This window comes from Oceanobacillus sp. CF4.6, from assembly GCF_051262635.1.
GTDB lineage: Bacteria > Bacillota > Bacilli > Bacillales > Amphibacillaceae > Oceanobacillus.
Genome location: NZ_JBIMEX010000015.1, coordinates 13,841 through 31,983 on the forward strand (window position 1 = coordinate 13,841; position 18,143 = coordinate 31,983).

Below are 18,143 nucleotides of genomic sequence, written 5' to 3' on the forward strand. Positions count from 1 at the left end.
GCCAACGTCGGCATGACCTGCATCCTGCAGGCCCGACTGGACTGAACCGCAGGAGATAAAGGAAACACAGTAAGCGAAAGCGAACTGATGTTGACTTATCGCACGGAGGGCTCAGGAAGTCCAAGTAGCCTCTGGTTGCCGTAGCTAGACATAGGAAAGCGGAGGACATCTACACTCCCTACAGTGCCTTATTGCCATAAACAGGAACCGCTGCCCACTCCGGTGTATTCTTCGCAATTTTAGCTACAAGAACAGTCATATCGTCTTTTATTTCCCCAGATCTTGTCCGAATTACTTCCTCAAGCAGCAAGTCCGCCACTTCTTGCGGATCATCTGTTGCCATTTCCCTGATTTTCCGCTTTAACCATAGATCAATATTTTCCACATGTTTTGGACCTTCAAAAATGCCATCACTCATCATGATGAGTAAATCATCCGAACTCAGATTTTCACTTACTATATCCACATCAAACTCTTGAATAATACCCATTGGTAGATTACTCGCCTCAATCTTCATCATTTCACTTCCGCGTTTGATGAAGCTTGGTGTGGAGCCGATTTTAAGGAAACGAACCGATGCATCATGTAAATCAATGACAGCCAAGTCCAGTGTTGCAAACATTTCATCGGTAGTACGAAGGGAGAGAATGGAATTAATCGACTTAATGGCTACCTTCTCCGGAATGCCCGTCTGCAAGATTTGCTGTAGTAACCGAAGCGTCTCCATACTTTCCTCCCTTGCCCTTCTTCCATTCCCCATCCCATCACTGATAGCCATCGCAAATTTACCTGCCCCAAGCTCAATCGTTGTAAAGCTATCTCCGGAAACAAGGCCGCCTCCTTTTGCAGCACTGGCTGCCCCTGTTTGAATTGTAAATTCTTTAGCAGAACCAAATGCCAGATGACTGTATCCATTTGGAAACGGGGAGATTTCCTCCTGTTTAACAACAATCATTTCATTGAGGATATCGGATAGTACTGGTGCAATTAATTTAGCTCCTTCTCCGCGATAATCATAGAACGATGCTGTGATTTCAATATCGACATTCCCTTTTTCCAATTGATAAATATCCAACTTCTCCAAGTCAATTCCCATATGTTTTAATGCATCAATAATTTGACTTTCCTGTAGTTCGTGATGCTGGCGTTCCTTTAATATTTCCTTTGCAAAATCTTCCATCACCTCAGATACACCTTGTAATTGATCTGCTACCAATCGTTTGCTTTCCATCACCTGCTGCCTAAGTTTACGATTGGCTTCATAAGATGTCATTTCTTCTTTCATCGCTTCTACTACTCTTCTCGATTTTACGCAGTGATTCTCAAACTCCCGAATTACTTTTCGATTTGGCTCCAGTCCCTCCGTAATATCCTCCTTCATTTCTTCCATTAAGGAATAGGTCTGATCAAACTCCTTTTGCCAGCATCTATCTTTCATAAAGCAATTCTGGCAGGTTTTTTCGGTAACCTGACTTAGAAAATAATCTGTTTCACGTCTTGCCTCTTGCTCATCCGTTGGGAATGTTTCAGATACAGCAAAGCTCTTTGACAACGCATGGAAAACACCCGAAAACTGTTCAACTCTTCTTGCGGTAACATTTCGGATCTTCTGTAGATATTGCTCCTGCTCATAGGTGTATTCTTCCGTACCGGGGATATATCGGGAAATTCTGCTGAACCAGGATGCAGGTGTTAATAGAAAGAATAGAATTGCAACTGAAGACTCCACGAGTGAAGGAATTAATGTGACTGCGCTCCCATAAATACCGATTAGAAAAGTACCGACAAGTAGTCCTACTGCCGTGCCAGGTTTCTTCCCTTCTTTTAAAAGACCACCAAGTAAACCGGAAAATGCGAGTAAGCTCATTTGATAAAGATTTGCCACATTTGCAAGCGATAAAATTAATCCAGCAACCACACCAACCGTCGAACCAATGGCAGCGCCACCAATATAGGCAAACAGTAATACAAAATAACGCGAAAAAACCTGTTCTGCAGAAACGCCATAAAATTGCCAACCAATCATACCTGTTAAAACAGAGGCTATGAGAATGATCATACAAACAATTTCCTCATTTTTTAATGCAGGTTTATATCTTTTCGGTGATAAAAGAGGAATGCTTTGCATAAATATTAAAACTAGGACAGTTCCGAGTACACCTTCAACAACGAGCAGCAGCCATTCATATGGAGTAATAGCGTCACGGACCGAGTACAAGAACATTCTTGGAAGTGACGTTGAGGCAAATACAACAAGAGGTAAGATAATCTGCTGATTCTTTAAATTTTTACATAAGGCAGCAAGCAAAATGAATACCACCATCGACAGACCGATAAAAATAGAGTGTGTCATGGAGTAACTCAATGCTCCTGCCAAAACGGCAAGCATCGCTTTAAAGCTCTTTTCCCTATGTATAAACCACATAGAAGCTATAAACGCTACAGCAAACGGGGTAACCGCAGATAAAATAACAGCCCGTCCAAGTAAAAAACCTGCGATATAAAAGAGCCATCCGTTCTCCAATAGAATTAACTTCATTTTCATAGAGATCCCTTTTCTTATTCTCCCCTTCTTTTCGGTTTTCTCAACACCGTAACCTTTTGATTCTATCCTTGGAATTGAACTCATCATTGTCACCCACTCCTATCTTTCAAACTAGTAAACCATATTATTCTTTTTTTTTTTGTCAAAATTGCAAAGCACAACTAATAAATCGTTCGACGACTTTCTAGTTAAGAAGCAGGTTTCAACAAAAATCAGGAAAGGAAATCGATAGATATCATTCTACTTTTTAAGAAGTACTAGGATTATAGCTATTGATGTATTTCATGATGCTGCCATCTTTTGCCGAATTCCAAGGTGTTCTGGCGAATGCGTTGTTAATTTTCCATTTACCTTCCAAAAATATCCACAAAAAAACCACTTGCAAAACAAAAGCCAATTGCCTATAGTAGTTCATAGGTGGATTGTCCGTGCATGAACTTTTCTAGTTACGAAGGAGTTGCGATATGGAGAAAAATAATGAAAAGATCAGTAAAATTATCTCTTCTTTTCGAGAGGTAGATAAATTTTTTAATAAACAGATGTGGCATCATGCGAATGAATTAGGGGTAACCATTGTCCAACTGCAAGTACTCAAATTAATATCTAAAGAACCCAATTTGAGTTTAAATGAGCTTACTCAAAAAATGAATATTAATAAAAGTACGGTTAGCAGTACGGTTAACCGCTTAGTAAAGGCTTCTTATATAAAAAGGGAACAATCCACATCTGACAGAAGAGCAATTATCCTCAATTTAACAGCGTTAGGGAAGGAAATGGAAAAAGAAGGCCATCGACTCTTTTACAATCGTTTACGCAATTTAAATGATATAAGTGATGAAGATGTAAAAAATTTGCTGGCACTTCACCAATTAGTTAAAGAAAAGATTAGAGTAAATGGAGATGAACAGAATTGAGAGATAGAACAGCTTTTGTAGAGGCGTCGGAAGTCCCTAAAGGACCTATCATTTTTGTCATGGTGTTGGGAGCTTTTGTCGCTATTCTGAATCAGACACTTTTAAACGTAGCACTACCAGTCATGATTATTGACATGGGAATGTCAGCAAATGCTGCACAGTCACTAACCACAATATTCATGTTAGTAAATGGAATATTGATTCCGATTACCGCATTTTTAATGGAAAAATTTTCAACAAGGCATTTATTTCTCACCGCCATGTCACTCTTTGCTCTTGGCACACTAATTTGTGGAATTTCATTCACCTATCCGTCCCTACTTGCTGGTCGGGTTGTTCAAGCAGCTGGTGCAGGAATAATGATGCCATTATTAATGAACGTGATTTTGAGTTTATTTCCAATTGAAAAACGGGGTTCAGCAATGGGATATATCGGACTTGCAATAATGTTTGCACCTGCAATTGGGCCAACGTTATCAGGAATTGTTGTGCAAACCTATTCATGGAGGGTTTTATTTTTTATCGTATTGCCAATTGTTATTATTGATATCATTCTTGCATATTTCCTTTTGCGAAATGTCACAAAGTTATCTAATCCGAAAGTCGATTTTAAGTCAATTATCTTATCGACCTTTGCATTTGGTGGATTATTATATGGCTTTAGCAGTGCAGGTGAAAAGGGGTGGGCCAGTCCGGAGGTATATCTTCCTCTTGGCATCGGTGCTGTCATTATGTTCTTTTTTGTAACCCGACAACTACGCATAAAAGTTCCGATGCTTGAGTTCAGGGTGTTTAAATATAACATGTTTACATTAACTACCATCATTAGTGTTGTTGTAACCATGGCGATGTTTGCTGCTATGATTCTCATACCAATCTATTTGCAAAATATCCGTGGATTTTCACCACTTGATTCTGGTTTACTGCTACTACCGGGAGCACTTATATCAGCTTTTATGTCACCGATTACCGGAAAGTTATTTGATCGAATAGGTGCACGGCCATTAGCCCTCATTGGCCTTGGCATTATCGCCATGACAACATTTTTGTTTTCAAACCTTACAGATGAAACTGGATATTATTTTATGATGGTTGCCTATAGCTTAAGGATGATTGGAATTTCAATGATTATGATGCCTATTATGACTGCGGGATTAAATCAATTGCCAAGGAGATTATATTCCCACGGAACAGCAATGGCTAACACATTGCGCCAAATGGCAGGATCCATTGGGACAGCATTTTTAGTAACTGTCATGACCACCCAGACTGTGAAACACATGAATAATTCGATGCCTGCCTCAGAAATTTCTACAGATCAACAGCTAGTAAACATTGAAAATATGGCAAACATACAAGGAATTAATGATTCCTTTATGGTTGCAACAGTATTTGCCGTAATCGGTTTTGTTCTTTCTTTCTTTATTAAGCGAACAGCTCCTGTGGAAGAGGATGAGGAGTACAATCACCAAGTAACAAGCAAAAATGCTCAAAAGGACCAAGGAACCCAGAAGGTAAACGCGTCACAATCATAATATGAATGAAACATGCTGTTCACCGGGATGGCATGTTTCATCAATTATGAAATATCTATTGACACAATTTCCCCTCTGTTGTATTATAAATTCTGTTGACTTATTTTGGCGGTGTAGCTCAGCTGGCGAGAGCGTACGGTTCATACCCGTGAGGTCGGGGGTTCGATCCCCTCCGCCGCTATCAATAAATAAAAATCCACTCGGCATATTAAGATTGCCTGAGTGGATTTTTTTATTTGCTATTTTTTAAAAGATGGAACTACAGATACTCGTCCACCGAAAAGATTTGTTGTTTCATAAAATGTATAAACTGCGAAGTAACTGCCTTTCCCGCCGTCCGGGATCGCTCTGGGCGGATGCGCATCCTTAGGGCACGGCCTCAGCCCCGAAGAGAAAACCGCTCTTCTGGTCTTCGGACACGTGCTGGGACTGCGATTACTCGCCCCACCGAAAACATTTGTTCCCGCAGGAGTCACCGCCCGCCGCTCACCCGGACTGGTGAAGTTGTGATACGATTTCTATCTAATATCACTAAGCTGTTAATCTTTTGTAGGCTTAATACCAGCTCTGGGGAATATACGAAGACTCCAGTGGGAGGAAAGGCATAGGTGAGACTCTGAAATGCGTTAGCATGAAGAGGCTCACCAGCCGCCCACGGACCGCAAGTATATTTCCCAGAGCGGTCGCCGAAGTTACTTATCCTAGTTCGCATTTTATCTCGACTCCGCAATCTTGAATTGAAAAGTATCAGAGCCTTTTTATTTTACTCTTTTCCTCTATTTGTAAACTTTCTTGAAATATAGATAGTTATTAAAAGTAAAACATTACATTTCTACATTAAAAAAAGCAGGTACTGGTTTCAACCCGCGCCTGCTTTATATATATATTAGAGCATTGTCCATAGACAGCAGCTGCTACCCTCTTTTAGCACCCCGACCTCCACGCTTGGATTCCGTGTGCTTCTTCAAAGAGGCTAAACGATCCTCTGAGTCTTTGAGAAAACGATTCATCTTAGATTCGAAATTTTCAGTCCGTTCTTTCGGGCTTTTTTGACGTACTGGTCGATCCTTTGCCTTCTTAATGGATAAACCAATTTTACCGTCTTTTTCGACATTAATGACTTTTACTGTTACCTCGTCACCAACACTCAAGTGTTCGTTAATATCTTTGACATAGTTGTCAGCAACCTCACTAATATGGACCAGACCCGTTTTACCTGCTTCCAACTCCACGAATGCTCCAAAATTAGTAATCCCGGTTACCTTCCCCTGCAGCTTACTGCCTACTTCGATTGACATAAAAAAAATGCTCCTCCTTAAAAGATTAAGTGTAGTTCTTATATAGTATATTAATGTGATTGAAAAGTGTCAATAAGACGGATCTTCGTCAGGAAGCTTGAATATTAATTCGCCCTCTTTGGAGAAGAAATAGTTCGTTCGAGCTATATCCAAAACATAATCTTCATCTTTTAAAAGCTCAATTTCCTCAGAAAGGTTTGCTTCTTCTTTTTTCAACGTTGTAAGCTCTTCTTCCAGTTGCTCATATTGTTCTAGTTTTTCAGCTTGAAGCCCACGCTGGTTAAAGTGGTATGCAGCCATGCTACCAATAGCGATAGCTATAATAATAGAAAATAACACAAGACGCCGAATTAATCGCTGCTTTTTTCTCATCTGTCTATCTATGTATGCATCATACTGCTGCATGTAATTCGAGTCTAATCTTGTAATCGTTTTTTTCTTGGATGACATAGCTACTACCTCCTTTTAGACTTTAGATACTTCAAGTATTTATAACATATATTCTTCATTGTACTATAAAATCCTGCTATTTTGTGTAAAAAATTTTTAAATGTACTCGGTGCTACTTTATAAATACCAATTGCAATCCACCAAAATGGAGTTAAAACCATTTTTAGAATAAATAGGATTATCGAACCTAACAAAGTAATAATAGAGACAATAATACGTAAAATAAGTTTAATAATCCATGAGATTGGCGTAATAATTAGACCTTGAAACAAGCTCTTGAAGAAGCGATAAATAGCGCTCGTAATTTGAATAATCCATTCCAATACTATTTTGTATACCGATTTTGCAAAAACCTGATACATAGAAAATCCGAGAAAACAGGCCAGGAAAACATAGAGCCTTAATTCCCCGGCATTCACGCGAAACAGCACATAAAAGATAATTCCTGTTTGTGTCAGCCAAAAGCTTATTTCTAAAAAATACGTTAAGAATGTACTGTTCTTCCAGTAAGGTGTAAATCGGCGAAACGTTTCTTGTATTATTCCCAAATAAAAGCCACTTGAAACCATAGCGATTAGAGTCAGGAATTGGACACTGAGTGTCATCGGAACAACTTGCTAAAGAATCCTTTAGCTTTCTCCTGTTGCTGTTCATCGACATAGGAAAGCTCATAGATTTTCCCTTTTATTGTAACGACACCTTCTGTCACATCTAGATTCTTTAACTGTAAATTTTGACCACGAATAATCAGGTAACCCATCACTGTCTCTAACAAAAACTCTTCATTATCGAAACTGTCTACTTCCTTTACTCCAGTTATCTCTAGGTTTTTGCGGTTATTCAATTTTACAGAGTGATCCGTTTGTTCACGAGTTATCGTTTCCTTGTTATCATAATAGTTCATAAAAAAGCCCTCCTTATCATTACAAATTTATGATAGGAGGGACAAGTATAGAACTCTATTCAACCTTTTCTTCCTTGACGATTGTATATAATGTTTCAGCTTCATCTTTTCTAACTTTTTCTCTCAAATCATTAATTTTTATTGTTACAAGTTTCTGTCCAAATCGAATAACAAGCTCATCCCCTGGAGACAGTGTAGTGGAAGCCTTAGCCTTATTCCCATTAACAGTTATCCGCCCCTGATCAGCAACCTCTTTGGCTAATGTTCTCCGTTTGATAATTCGTGATATCTTTAAAAATTTATCCAATCGCATTGTATCACTCTCTTTCTTTCGCTTGGTTCCAGTATACATCCATCTCTTCAAGCGTTGCCTTGTTCATATCAGCATTCTTCTTTTCAAACTGCTTTTCTATATAGGTAAAGCGTGAAATGAACTTCTGATTAGCCCTGTTTAATGCAATTTCAGGATTAATCTTATAATACCTTGTCAAGTTGGCCAGCACAAACAGAACATCACCGAATTCATCTTCTATTTCATTGATGGTCTTTGTTTCGATAGCTTCCTGGACTTCATTTAGTTCTTCACCTAGTTTCAACCAGATATCCTTGACGTCTTTCCAATTGAATCCAACTTTTGCGGCCTTTTTCTGAAGCTTATAAGCCTTTGAAAGAGAAGGAAGTTGCTTTGGTACCCCATCGAGTACGGATTTGCGTTTATCGCCTTTTTCTTCTTTTTTGAGTTCTTCCCAATTCCTTGTTACCTCTTCAACAGAGTTGACCTTCGTATCTGAAAAAACATGAGGATGACGGAAAATCATCTTCTCTGTAATCGAACGGATGACATCGTCTATTGTAAAATAGCCGTCATCCTCACCTATTTGACCATAAAGCATGACATGCATCAGTATATCGCCCAGTTCTTCTATTATATTTTCATCATCTTCGGCATCAATGGCGTCAATGAGTTCATATACCTCTTCAATGGTATATTCCCTTAATGATTCATATGTCTGCTTTTGATCCCACGGACATCCACCTGGTCCCCTTAATGTCGCCATAATTTCCCTTAGGCGGCGAAATGTATGATTCAATGTCGTCGGTGGTGCAGGCGGGACATAAACACTTGTCAAATTACTGATTTCCATAGAGCGATCCAGTTCTTCCAAAGGTACCGTAATGATTCTTTCTTGCTCACTTCCAGCTGCTTCAATAATCGTAACTTTATAATCAGGTGGAAGATCTTCCAGTAAAGCAAGCTTCACATCAGAAGCAATAAAACGGTCATACACCTGGCAAAAAATAATGTGATGACGGTAATCCAAGTCACTCCGATTGAATGAGGTTCCATCAGTAAATTGAAAACCTTCAATCGGATCTACCCTTAAGGATGTAAATAAATCATCTAAATAGCTTTGTCCTCCTACTACCTTCACTTCCACCTCGGTCTGATCCAGTAAAAGCTGAACTGTTTTTTCAGCGAGCATCGGATGACCTGGAACAGTATAGATAAGTGTCTCGTCCGAATTCCTTGCATATTTAATTAACGTTTCTGCAATCCGGTCATACACCATTCCAAATTGTTCTTCTTCCTCATACATTGCGTCAAAAGATTCAAAATGGACACTTTCCTCTTGCAATGATGTAATAACCGGGTGGTCATTGGTGCGTGTATAAATCATTGTATCTGAATTTGTTAATTTTTTATAAATACCTAAAGGAAGCTGATCCACGTCCCCGGCACCAAGCCCAATGACTTCAATCCTACTCATTTATTTTCCTCCCTTTATAAATTCGAATAAACAACCCTGACTTGGGCAGCATTGCTAATTCATTCTCTGTAAAAGCACTTCCTCGCAGTAGAATCATGATAAAAATAATCGCACCTGTTATAGCTATAAATAAAACATAGAACAATAACAATACACGGGAAGCTTCTGCAGCTTCGGAAAAAATCCAATCCATCAGCGTAATATAGGCTACCATTGCGATACTGGATTTAATAAGTGCCGACCAAATAATTTGTCCTAGAAAGTCGATTCGCGGCAATTTCTTTTTCAGTTCATACAAAACGATGATAAACAGTACAAGTAGACTCAAGACTGTTGCAATTGCACTGCCCATTATTCCCAAAACTGGGACTAACAGTTGGTTTCCAATCCATTTAACTAAAAAAGCGATTAAAATAAATCCAGCTGTCCGTTTAATATAACCCATTCCCTGAAGGATGGAAGAGGCTGTAATGGCAATCGAACACAGAAATATTGAAAGTACCAGTATTTGTAATTCCATTGTTCCTTTTTCATCCTGGAATAATAAAAGATTCGTTTCTGGAAAGATAGCAATCAATCCGATGGTTGCTCCAACAGCCAAGTAAAAACTAAAAAGCAGTGCAGTGCGAATATAGTTGTAAAACGTAACCGGATCTACTTCTAGCTTTTCCTTTGAAATGGAAGGAATCAGCGCTAATGCAAATGATGATCCCAATACTGTTCCTAGCTGGATTAATGGTTGTCCACGATCAAAGACACCTTTTGCTTCCATGGCTTCCGTTTGTGTTAACCCATATTCCTTTAAACTTTGAATCAATGTGAATGCGTCAGCAAATTGAATAACAATCAATACCATATGATTTAATGCAGCTACAATACCAAGAATCAACAAAGTTCTCATATAGTAATTCCAAGGAATCTCATATTTCTCATTGGAAACAGGCTTCGTTTTGATAAAGAAAAATGTAAGAATAAGAATTGCAACAATTCCACCAAAGATAGACGCTAATGCTGCTGCCTGTCCAATTTCATATAATTGGTGATTTCCAAAAGCAACATACAAAGCTGCCATGATTATAATAAACACACGGACAAACTGTTCTCCCACCTGAGAGTAAGCAGTTGGTTTCATAAAATAATTTCCTTGAAAAACCCCTCTTAACAAAGCAGAAAAGGGAACAAGTAAAAAAGAAAAAGCTGCAAATTGATAGGTATGTGCTAAATTAGTATCCCCTACCCAAGCTGCAATTGACTCTGCATTTACTAACAAAAGAAGAAAAATAATTCCATTTATTCCAATTAAAATGAAAAAAACCGGCAGATAAAAACTTCGAAAGGAAGGCGTTTTTCCTGTAGCTTTTAATTCGACCGTCATTTTGGATATGGCCGAGGGAAACCCATATAGCGAAAGAATCAATGCAATACCTAATATTGGGTATACTTGCTGATACACATAAAATCCAATATCTCCTGTCAAATTCTGCAATGGTATTCGGTATCCTGCACTTAATATTTTACTGATCATTCCTGCCAATGTCAGAAGCAATGCACCTTTTACCAGCTTGTTTGTTTCATTCATGATTCGCGTCCTTCATGTAAATTTTACCTTAGTATAACACAGGTGTTGAATTTTTCACTTGATACTAAATACATCAAATAAAAAGCTGCCTAAGGATTTAAACCCCTCAGGCAGTCACGATGCGTTAAGTACTATTCCATCTGTTTAGCTAAAAATCCTGCAGCTGTTTCTGCACTTTTTTGTTCAACTTTTCCGATTTTTTCCTCTTTAGAGAATATCATTACACACCCGATAGGATCTCCATTCGCAATAATAGGACTAATACAATAAGATTGGAGTTCCTGTTCCTGACCTTCAACTATTTCCATCGTCACGGGATCCGCTTCAAATAGTTGGGTTCTACTTTCTATCGTTTTAGTCAATTGAGCAGCAATATTTTTATTTAAATAATCTTTTTTCGATTCACCAGCAATAGCAATAACCTCATCCCGGTCACTAATAATTACAGGTGATTGCAAAGAGTTAAACAGTGCCTCTGCATATTCTTTTGCGAAATGCCCTAATTCACTTATTGGAGAGTACTTTTTTAGAATTACCTCCCCTTCTCTATCAACAAATATTTCCAGTGGATCTCCTTCACGGATACGTAGTGTTCTTCTAATCTCTTTTGGGACAACCACTCTGCCTAAATCATCAATTCGACGTACGATTCCTGTTGCTTTCATCTCTAAGCAGCCTCACTTTCTAATGATGATTACTTTTCCTAAAGTTTCATTTACTTAACGTGTAAAAATCACCAGGTGTGGTTTTAGTATAAATCATCCAGAAATAACTATACATTCCATGGAAAATTTTAATTATCCCGATTAACACTACTTAATTTCTTAATAAACTTCTCAATTACTTCGTATCTGCTATATTCCGATTCATTAGACCACTTAAATACAATTTTGAGCTTCTTGTTTTCTGTTCCCAATCCAACATTTCGGCCAAAGGAATTTGCCAGTTCAAAGAGCTTTGAACCGTCAACTTGCTGGCTGCGATTTTCATCGATAAGCAGAACAATATTCTTATTCCGCTCCGTAATCGATTCCACACGCTCCGTTTTGGCATAAATTTTTAGTGAAGATACCGTAAATAAATTATCGACTTCTTTCGGATAATCACCAAAGCGATCCATTAATTCATCTTTAAGTTCTTCAATATCTTCCTTAAGGGTCATTCCTTGAAATTGTTTATAGATGTCAATTTTCTGCTTTTCATCCGAAATATATGCATCCGGAATATATGCATCAAGAATCAGTGCGAGTTCAGGCTCAAATGGCATCATTTCTTCCAGATTCTTCCCTGCTTTACGTGCATCGATTGCCTCTGTCAGCATTTGAGAATACATATCAAACCCAACCGAATCGATGAATCCATGCTGCTGCGCCCCCAGTAGGTTCCCTGCGCCACGTATGGATAGGTCACGCATCGCAATTTTAAATCCAGATCCTAGCTCCGTAAACTCTTTAATCGCTTGTAGGCGCTTTTCTGCTACTTCTGTAAGCACTTTGTCCTTCTGATAGGTAAAATACGCGTAGGCCACACGATTAGAGCGTCCAACACGGCCTCTTAATTGATAGAGCTGACTTAATCCCATGCGATCAGCATTGTTTACAATTAGCGTATTAACATTGGGAATATCGACACCTGTTTCAATTATCGTCGTACTGACAAGAACATCATACTCCCCTTCCAAAAATCCGAAAATAACACTTTCCAATTCGGTTTCATTCATTTGTCCGTGAGCAACAGCGATTCTAGCATCATCCACAAGCATTCCAAGATCACGGGCAACCTTATCGATGCTCTCCACTCGATTATAAAGGAAAAATACCTGCCCACCTCGCGCCATCTCTCTTTCAATGGATTCACGTATGAAAATTGGATTGTATTCCATGACATAGGTCTGAATAGGAAAGCGGTTTTCAGGTGGGGTTTCAATAACTGATAAATCTCGAACTCCGAGCATGGACATATGCAGTGTCCTCGGTATTGGGGTCGCTGTCAATGTCAGAACATCCACATTCGTTTTTAGCTGTTTAATTTTTTCTTTATGTTTGACTCCAAATCGTTGTTCTTCATCAACAACAAGTAAACCAAGGTCACGATATTCAACATCCTTGGACAAAATTCGATGTGTTCCTATAACAATATCGACAGTCCCTTTCCTTAATCCATTAAGCGTATCCGTTTGTTGCTTTTTTGTCCGAAAACGACTAAGAAGACCTATATTAATTGCGTGATCTTGGAATCGTTCCCGTATGGTTTCAAAATGCTGCTGTGCCAAAATAGTAGTCGGAACCAATATAGCCACCTGTTTACCGTCTGCTATCGCTTTAAATGCAGCTCGGATCGCAACCTCGGTTTTCCCATAACCTACATCTCCACAGAGCAGCCGATCCATTGGTCGCTCCCGTTCCATATCCTGCTTGATTTCTTCAATACAACGAAGCTGATCTTCTGTTTCCTGATAAGGGAAGGAAGCCTCAAATTCACTTTGCATCTCCGTATCCTCAGAGAAGGCAAAACCCTTTTTCGCTTCTCGTTCTGCATAGAGCTTTATAAGTTCATCAGCTATATCTTCAACAGAAGATTGTACCTTTCGCTTTACTTTCGTCCACTCGGATCCACCAAGCTTGTATAATTTCGGTTCTTTTCCTTCAGAACCTACAAATTTTTGGACAAGGTCAATCTGGTCAATTGGAACAAATAATTTGTCGTCTCCGGAATACTTAATCAGCATGTAATCCTTATGCAAATCATTTAATTCAAGCGTCTCAATACCAAGATATTTACCTACACCGTGATTGGCATGGACCACATAATCCCCAATTTTCAGCTCCTGATAGCTTTTTATACGTTCTGCATTGGAAATCTTCTGTTGTTGCTTTCTTGGTCGTTTGGACCGTTTTTTAAACAATTCATTTTCCGTTATGACCGCAAGCTTGTGCATGGGAAGTTCAATACCATTCGTGATATTACCAACCGCTATGGTCGGCATATCCACCGGAAGCACCAAACTCTTTGTAATCGTTGCGTCGATATCATAATCTGCTAAAATCGAATGGATTTTATCTGCCCGCTTTTTGTTCGGGGCAAGGATCACTACAGAAAATTCCCCTTTTTCCCAACGCTTCAACTCATTTTTAAATAAGTGCATTTGTCCGTGAAATTCCTGCATGACTCTTGAAGATAGATTAATAATATTTTCCGGTTGCGTATTCGGTATATGTCTCAGAAACACAGACATGTAAATTCGTTGGTGCTTCATTGTTTCTATCACAGTATTCCAATCCAATGAAAATCTGCTGTTTCTTACCATATGACCGGATTCAAGCAAATTGCTGTACCATTCTGCCTCTTCTGTATCAAGATTCGTAGCCGTCTCCTGTACTCTGCTCATTTCATCGAGAATAATAAGGCCATCTGTGGCAAGATAATCTAATAAACTAGCAGGTTCTGAATAAAGAAAACCGATATATTTATACATTTCCTGAAACCGCTCTAAATTTTTAAAGCGACTAATATCATGCTCCATGACTTCGACTAACTTCTCTTTTGCATCTGTTGCTTTCATTTTTTTCAAGCTTGCAGCAAGTGCCTCTTCCAACCTTGTTGAAGCGGCTAAAATGTCTTCATCTGTTAGTAGCAACTCGGTGGCGGGCCCGATTATTACCTTGTCCACCTTATCCAGGGATCGTTGCGTTTCTGCATCGAAATAACGTATCGAATCTATTTCTTCGTCAAATAATTCAATACGTATAGGATGCTGTTCTGTAATCGGATATATATCTATAATTCCCCCACGACGACTGAACTCGCCAGGAGTAGTAACCATCGATGCTCGTTCATATCCCATATCGACAAGTGAAGTAAGGTAGGAATCAATTGCAATTTCCTCCCCGTTGGTAAAACGTAATTGGTAGTTGCTCCAATAATTTTGGGGCGGTAATATTCGTTTTAATGCTGCCACTGGGGCAATTAATATTCCCGATTTCATATTGGACCATTGTGTCAGCGCCTCAATCCGCTGGGCTCTTAGTTCTGGACTAGATATGGAAATTTCTGTGGCTATCAATTCATTAACTGGATATAAGTAAACGTTCGTTTCCCCCATGAACTCTGATAGGTCATCATAGAGCTGCTGTGCTTGCACCAATTGATGGGTCACCAAGAGAATTGGTCTGTTTACAGATTGATTGACCACTGATACGAGCATGCTTCTCGCAGACCCAGAAAGCCCTGCAATTAGCTGCTCATTCATTCCATCTTTAACGCCACTTATAATCGATTGGAAGTCTTCTTTCGTTTTTAGATAGTTATTAATACCCTTCATCGTTATACCCCTCTTAAAATGCATATATAAGCGCAAAAATGCCTTGGTTTACTGAACCAAAGCTTTTGCTGCGTATGTTATTGTATAAAAAAATCTAACTCGTGATAATTGGGATGCTGGTCTAGAGCTTGTTCACAGTTCTCACAAATGGTATTTATTTGAATATCACCATTACTATCATAATGGATCATCTCTTCCTTTTCACTTTTGCTCAACTGATCGAAACCAAGTGACGATGCATCAATCACCTTTTGCTCCAATTTCCCGATTGTGTGCCCGCAATGTCTGCAGTTATAAATAATTGACATAGATATCCACCTCGAATAATCTTTCTATTAAAAGTTTATCCGCTTGATGGTATATTATACATCAACACTTAATTCAATCTGTATATATAAGCTTATGTATCAATTATTATATTCATTCATCACTTCAATAAAGGATGTACCCTTAACCCAAGATTCACAGGAATCTGCAGCATTTTTAATACTGATGAGAACATCTTCTTTTTCTGCTTTTGGGAAGGTTCCCAACACATAGTCGACTACTGGAATTGATGATGATGGTCTGCCGACACCTAAGCGAATGCGTTTAAACTCCTTCGTACCAAGGTGATCAATCGTCGACCTTACTCCGTTATGCCCGCCATGGCCACCTTTTTGGCGCAGTCGTATCTTCCCTGTTGGTAAATCGAGATCATCATAAATAACAAGTACATCTTCAAGATCCACATTATAATAATCCATTAATGGACGAATAGATTCTCCTGAAAGATTCATATACGTTTGTGGCTTAAGAAATATCACTTTGTCATCGCCAAAATTTTCCATGGCGTAATCTCCGTGGAATTTAGACTTGTTCAAGCTCCATTGATTACGTTCTAAGAGCTCATCAATCACCCTAAAACCAATGTTATGCCGTGTCTGTGAATACTTTTTACCTGGATTGCCTAATCCTACAATACATTTCATTTTGCTTCTTCCTTTTGAAAAAATTAATAAACGATTCAAAACAACAACCCCCCCACTAAGAAATTGGTTTTTTCTTCTTAAAGGAGGGTGCGTTGCTGTTAATTATATAAAACTTTCATTGATTTTATTCTTTATCTTCTTTATCCGCGCCTACCAACTCTGGTTCTGCATTTCCATCTGTATCTGATTCAAAGTCTTCTTCTGTAGTTGGCGGTACTACCGTAGCAATCGTAGTTTCCTGCTCATCCAAAATTTCGTATGATCCTTCTGTTGGTATATCGGCAACAGTAAGACTGTCTCCAACTTTCAGAGCAGAAACATCCACTGCAATTTCTTCAGGAATGCTGCCAGGTTTTGCTCTTACCTGAATTTCGTATAATGGCTGCTGCAAGACTCCACCATCTTTTGAGCCTTGTGCTTCTCCATCTAAACGAAGTGCGACAGCTACATCCATTTCCTCAGACATATTAACGACATAAAAGTCTGCGTGAATTAATTGATCTTTAATCGGATCGATCTGATAATCATGAAGCATTACGTCCACCGCACCGTCGTTTTCGACTTCCAATGAGATGATTGCATTTCTACCTTCATCCCGAACCGTTTTAACTAATGCAATGCTATCTATCGCAACACTTTTCGATTCCTTATCTTTTCCATAGACAACCGCTGGAATTTTTCCACTTCGTCTAATTTCTTTTGTTGCTGATTTCGTAAGATCTTCCCGTTTGATTGCATTTAACTTTACTACCATATTAATCACCCTCCAAATTTTTTTAAACATTTCATCGAATAGTTAAGTATTTCTCTTTCTATTTTCCATATGTTTATCGTGGATAAAAAAATGGTCAATATAAATAATACCCGATATTCGGTCGATCTAAACCTTTAATCGAATAGAACACTAACGGATTGCATTTCATGCACACGGACTATTGCTTCCCCAATAAGCGGGGCTACGGAGAGAGCTGTAATTTTGCCACTGTATTTTTCTTCCGGAAGCGGAATACTATTTGAAATAACAAGCTCCTTGATTTGAGAGTTATTAATACGCTCAATTGCCGGACCTGAAAGTACAGGGTGTGTACAACAAGCATATACTTCTTTGGCGCCATTTTCAATTAATGCATTTGCCGCAAGTGTAATCGTCCCTGCTGTATCGATAATATCATCAATCAGAATAGCAGTTTTTCCTTCGATATTTCCAATAATATTCATGATTTCAGCTACATTGGGGCGTGGACGACGCTTATCAATTATTCCAATTGGTGATTTCAAGCGATCAGCCATTTTACGCGCACGCGTCACACCACCATGATCAGGTGAAACTACGATTAGGTCTTTAAGGTTTTTAGCTTCAAAGTAACTTGATAAAATTGGAACACCTTGCAAGTGGTCAATTGGAATATTAAAGAAACCTTGTATTTGCGGTGCATGCAAATCGAGTGTAATAACTCGGTTTGCTCCTGCAGTTTCAATGAGGTCTGCCACCAATTTAGCGGCAATCGGCTCACGTGATCTAGCTTTCCGGTCTTGTCGAGCGTAGCCATAATATGGCATAACAATGTTAATCGATTTTGCTGAAGCGCGTTTAAGTGCATCAATCATAATAAGTAATTCCATAATATGCTGATTAACTGGAGCACATGTAGATTGAACAACATATACTTCAGAGCCACGAATGCTCTCCTCGATATTAATCTGTATTTCTCCATCGCTGAATCTTGATACCGTACATTGCCCAAGTGTTGTTCCAATATGATCTGCAATCTCCTCTGCCAACTTAGGGTTGGAATTTAATGAGAAGACCTTCAACGATGAATCCTTATAGCTAGATGTCATGAAATATAACCTCCG

16 protein-coding genes and 1 tRNA gene are annotated in these 18,143 nt (G+C 38.8%); 3 read left to right on the forward strand and 14 right to left on the reverse strand.

Annotation, left to right across the window (positions count from 1 at the left end):
- Positions 1-178 precede the first annotated feature (178 nt).
- Positions 179-2,632, reverse strand: coding sequence for a stage II sporulation protein E (spoIIE, locus tag ACHABU_RS17975; protein ID WP_435766346.1), 2,454 nt, complete (start codon positions 2,630-2,632; stop codon positions 179-181).
- A gap of 377 nt (positions 2,633-3,009) precedes the next feature.
- Between spoIIE and ACHABU_RS17980 the strand changes: the two genes are divergently transcribed.
- The 3 genes from ACHABU_RS17980 to ACHABU_RS17990 all read left to right on the forward strand — a co-directional run bounded on the left by ACHABU_RS17980 (position 3,010) and on the right by ACHABU_RS17990 (position 5,175).
- Positions 3,010-3,459, forward strand: coding sequence for a MarR family winged helix-turn-helix transcriptional regulator (locus tag ACHABU_RS17980; RefSeq protein ID WP_435766347.1), 450 nt, complete (start codon positions 3,010-3,012; stop codon positions 3,457-3,459).
- Entirely contained in the window at positions 3,456-4,994 is a 1,539-nt protein-coding gene (locus ACHABU_RS17985) for a DHA2 family efflux MFS transporter permease subunit (RefSeq protein ID WP_435766348.1), read from the forward strand. Before ACHABU_RS17980 ends, ACHABU_RS17985 begins: the two co-directional genes overlap by 4 nt.
- 107 nt (positions 4,995-5,101) lie before the next feature.
- Positions 5,102-5,175, forward strand: a tRNA-Met gene (locus ACHABU_RS17990).
- Between the two features lie 733 nt (positions 5,176-5,908).
- Here ACHABU_RS17990 and ACHABU_RS17995 read toward each other — a convergent pair.
- From ACHABU_RS17995 to ACHABU_RS18055, 13 genes are all read right to left on the reverse strand, one after another.
- Positions 5,909-6,292 (reverse strand): S1 domain-containing RNA-binding protein, encoded by a 384-nt coding sequence (locus ACHABU_RS17995; RefSeq protein WP_379496616.1) that lies wholly within the window; start codon positions 6,290-6,292, stop codon positions 5,909-5,911.
- A gap of 69 nt (positions 6,293-6,361) precedes the next feature.
- A complete protein-coding gene (locus tag ACHABU_RS18000) occupies positions 6,362-6,742 on the reverse strand; it encodes an FtsB family cell division protein (protein ID WP_435766349.1) in 381 nt (126 codons plus the stop codon).
- Positions 6,743-6,747: 5 nt separating this feature from the next.
- A complete protein-coding gene (yabQ, locus tag ACHABU_RS18005; RefSeq protein ID WP_435766350.1) occupies positions 6,748-7,347 on the reverse strand; it encodes a spore cortex biosynthesis protein YabQ in 600 nt (199 codons plus the stop codon).
- Positions 7,344-7,646, reverse strand: a complete 303-nt coding sequence (gene yabP, locus ACHABU_RS18010; protein WP_379496619.1) for a sporulation protein YabP — start codon at positions 7,644-7,646, stop codon at positions 7,344-7,346. Before yabP ends, yabQ begins: the two co-directional genes overlap by 4 nt.
- Positions 7,647-7,701: 55 nt before the next feature.
- A complete protein-coding gene (locus ACHABU_RS18015) occupies positions 7,702-7,959 on the reverse strand; it encodes an RNA-binding S4 domain-containing protein (RefSeq protein ID WP_435766351.1) in 258 nt (85 codons plus the stop codon).
- A 4-nt stretch (positions 7,960-7,963) separates the two neighbouring features.
- Positions 7,964-9,415 (reverse strand): nucleoside triphosphate pyrophosphohydrolase, encoded by a 1,452-nt coding sequence (gene mazG, locus ACHABU_RS18020; RefSeq protein ID WP_435766352.1) that lies wholly within the window; start codon positions 9,413-9,415, stop codon positions 7,964-7,966.
- Positions 9,408-10,994: a putative polysaccharide biosynthesis protein gene (locus ACHABU_RS18025; RefSeq protein ID WP_435766353.1), complete on the reverse strand. Its 1,587-nt coding sequence runs from the start codon at positions 10,992-10,994 to the stop codon at positions 9,408-9,410. Before ACHABU_RS18025 ends, mazG begins: the two co-directional genes overlap by 8 nt.
- A gap of 131 nt (positions 10,995-11,125) precedes the next feature.
- The gene (gene spoVT, locus ACHABU_RS18030; RefSeq protein WP_435766354.1) at positions 11,126-11,659 is read right to left on the reverse strand and encodes a stage V sporulation protein T; all 534 of its coding nucleotides are present in this window, start codon (positions 11,657-11,659) and stop codon (positions 11,126-11,128) included.
- A 128-nt stretch (positions 11,660-11,787) separates the two neighbouring features.
- A complete protein-coding gene (gene mfd / locus ACHABU_RS18035; protein WP_435766355.1) occupies positions 11,788-15,315 on the reverse strand; it encodes a transcription-repair coupling factor in 3,528 nt (1,175 codons plus the stop codon).
- Positions 15,316-15,392: 77 nt separating this feature from the next.
- On the reverse strand, positions 15,393-15,623 hold the full coding sequence (locus ACHABU_RS18040; protein ID WP_435766356.1) for an anti-sigma-F factor Fin: 231 nt from the start codon (positions 15,621-15,623) through the stop codon (positions 15,393-15,395).
- 99 nt (positions 15,624-15,722) lie between these two features.
- Positions 15,723-16,286, reverse strand: coding sequence for an aminoacyl-tRNA hydrolase (gene pth, locus ACHABU_RS18045; RefSeq protein ID WP_435766457.1), 564 nt, complete (start codon positions 16,284-16,286; stop codon positions 15,723-15,725).
- Between the two features lie 124 nt (positions 16,287-16,410).
- Complete coding sequence (locus ACHABU_RS18050) at positions 16,411-17,040, reverse strand: 50S ribosomal protein L25/general stress protein Ctc (RefSeq protein WP_435766357.1); 630 nt, start codon at positions 17,038-17,040, stop codon at positions 16,411-16,413.
- 134 nt (positions 17,041-17,174) lie between these two features.
- Complete coding sequence (locus ACHABU_RS18055) at positions 17,175-18,128, reverse strand: ribose-phosphate diphosphokinase (RefSeq protein ID WP_435766358.1); 954 nt, start codon at positions 18,126-18,128, stop codon at positions 17,175-17,177.
- Positions 18,129-18,143 lie beyond the last annotated feature (15 nt).

Coding starts and splice junctions, on each gene's coding strand:
- spoIIE (WP_435766346.1), bottom strand. CDS start 2,632: ATGATGAGTTCAATTCCAAGGATAGAATCAAAAGGTTACGGTGTTGAG.
- ACHABU_RS17980 (WP_435766347.1), top strand. CDS start 3,010: ATGGAGAAAAATAATGAAAAGATCAGTAAAATTATCTCTTCTTTTCGA.
- ACHABU_RS17995 (WP_379496616.1), bottom strand. CDS start 6,292: ATGTCAATCGAAGTAGGCAGTAAGCTGCAGGGGAAGGTAACCGGGATT.
- ACHABU_RS18000 (WP_435766349.1), bottom strand. CDS start 6,742: ATGTCATCCAAGAAAAAAACGATTACAAGATTAGACTCGAATTACATG.
- yabQ (WP_435766350.1), bottom strand. CDS start 7,347: ATGACACTCAGTGTCCAATTCCTGACTCTAATCGCTATGGTTTCAAGT.
- yabP (WP_379496619.1), bottom strand. CDS start 7,646: ATGAACTATTATGATAACAAGGAAACGATAACTCGTGAACAAACGGAT.
- ACHABU_RS18015 (WP_435766351.1), bottom strand. CDS start 7,959: ATGCGATTGGATAAATTTTTAAAGATATCACGAATTATCAAACGGAGA.
- mazG (WP_435766352.1), bottom strand. CDS start 9,415: ATGAGTAGGATTGAAGTCATTGGGCTTGGTGCCGGGGACGTGGATCAG.
- ACHABU_RS18025 (WP_435766353.1), bottom strand. CDS start 10,994: ATGAATGAAACAAACAAGCTGGTAAAAGGTGCATTGCTTCTGACATTG.
- spoVT (WP_435766354.1), bottom strand. CDS start 11,659: ATGAAAGCAACAGGAATCGTACGTCGAATTGATGATTTAGGCAGAGTG.
- mfd (WP_435766355.1), bottom strand. CDS start 15,315: ATGAAGGGTATTAATAACTATCTAAAAACGAAAGAAGACTTCCAATCG.
- ACHABU_RS18040 (WP_435766356.1), bottom strand. CDS start 15,623: ATGTCAATTATTTATAACTGCAGACATTGCGGGCACACAATCGGGAAA.
- pth (WP_435766457.1), bottom strand. CDS start 16,286: ATGAAATGTATTGTAGGATTAGGCAATCCAGGTAAAAAGTATTCACAG.
- ACHABU_RS18050 (WP_435766357.1), bottom strand. CDS start 17,040: ATGGTAGTAAAGTTAAATGCAATCAAACGGGAAGATCTTACGAAATCA.
- ACHABU_RS18055 (WP_435766358.1), bottom strand. CDS start 18,128: ATGACATCTAGCTATAAGGATTCATCGTTGAAGGTCTTCTCATTAAAT.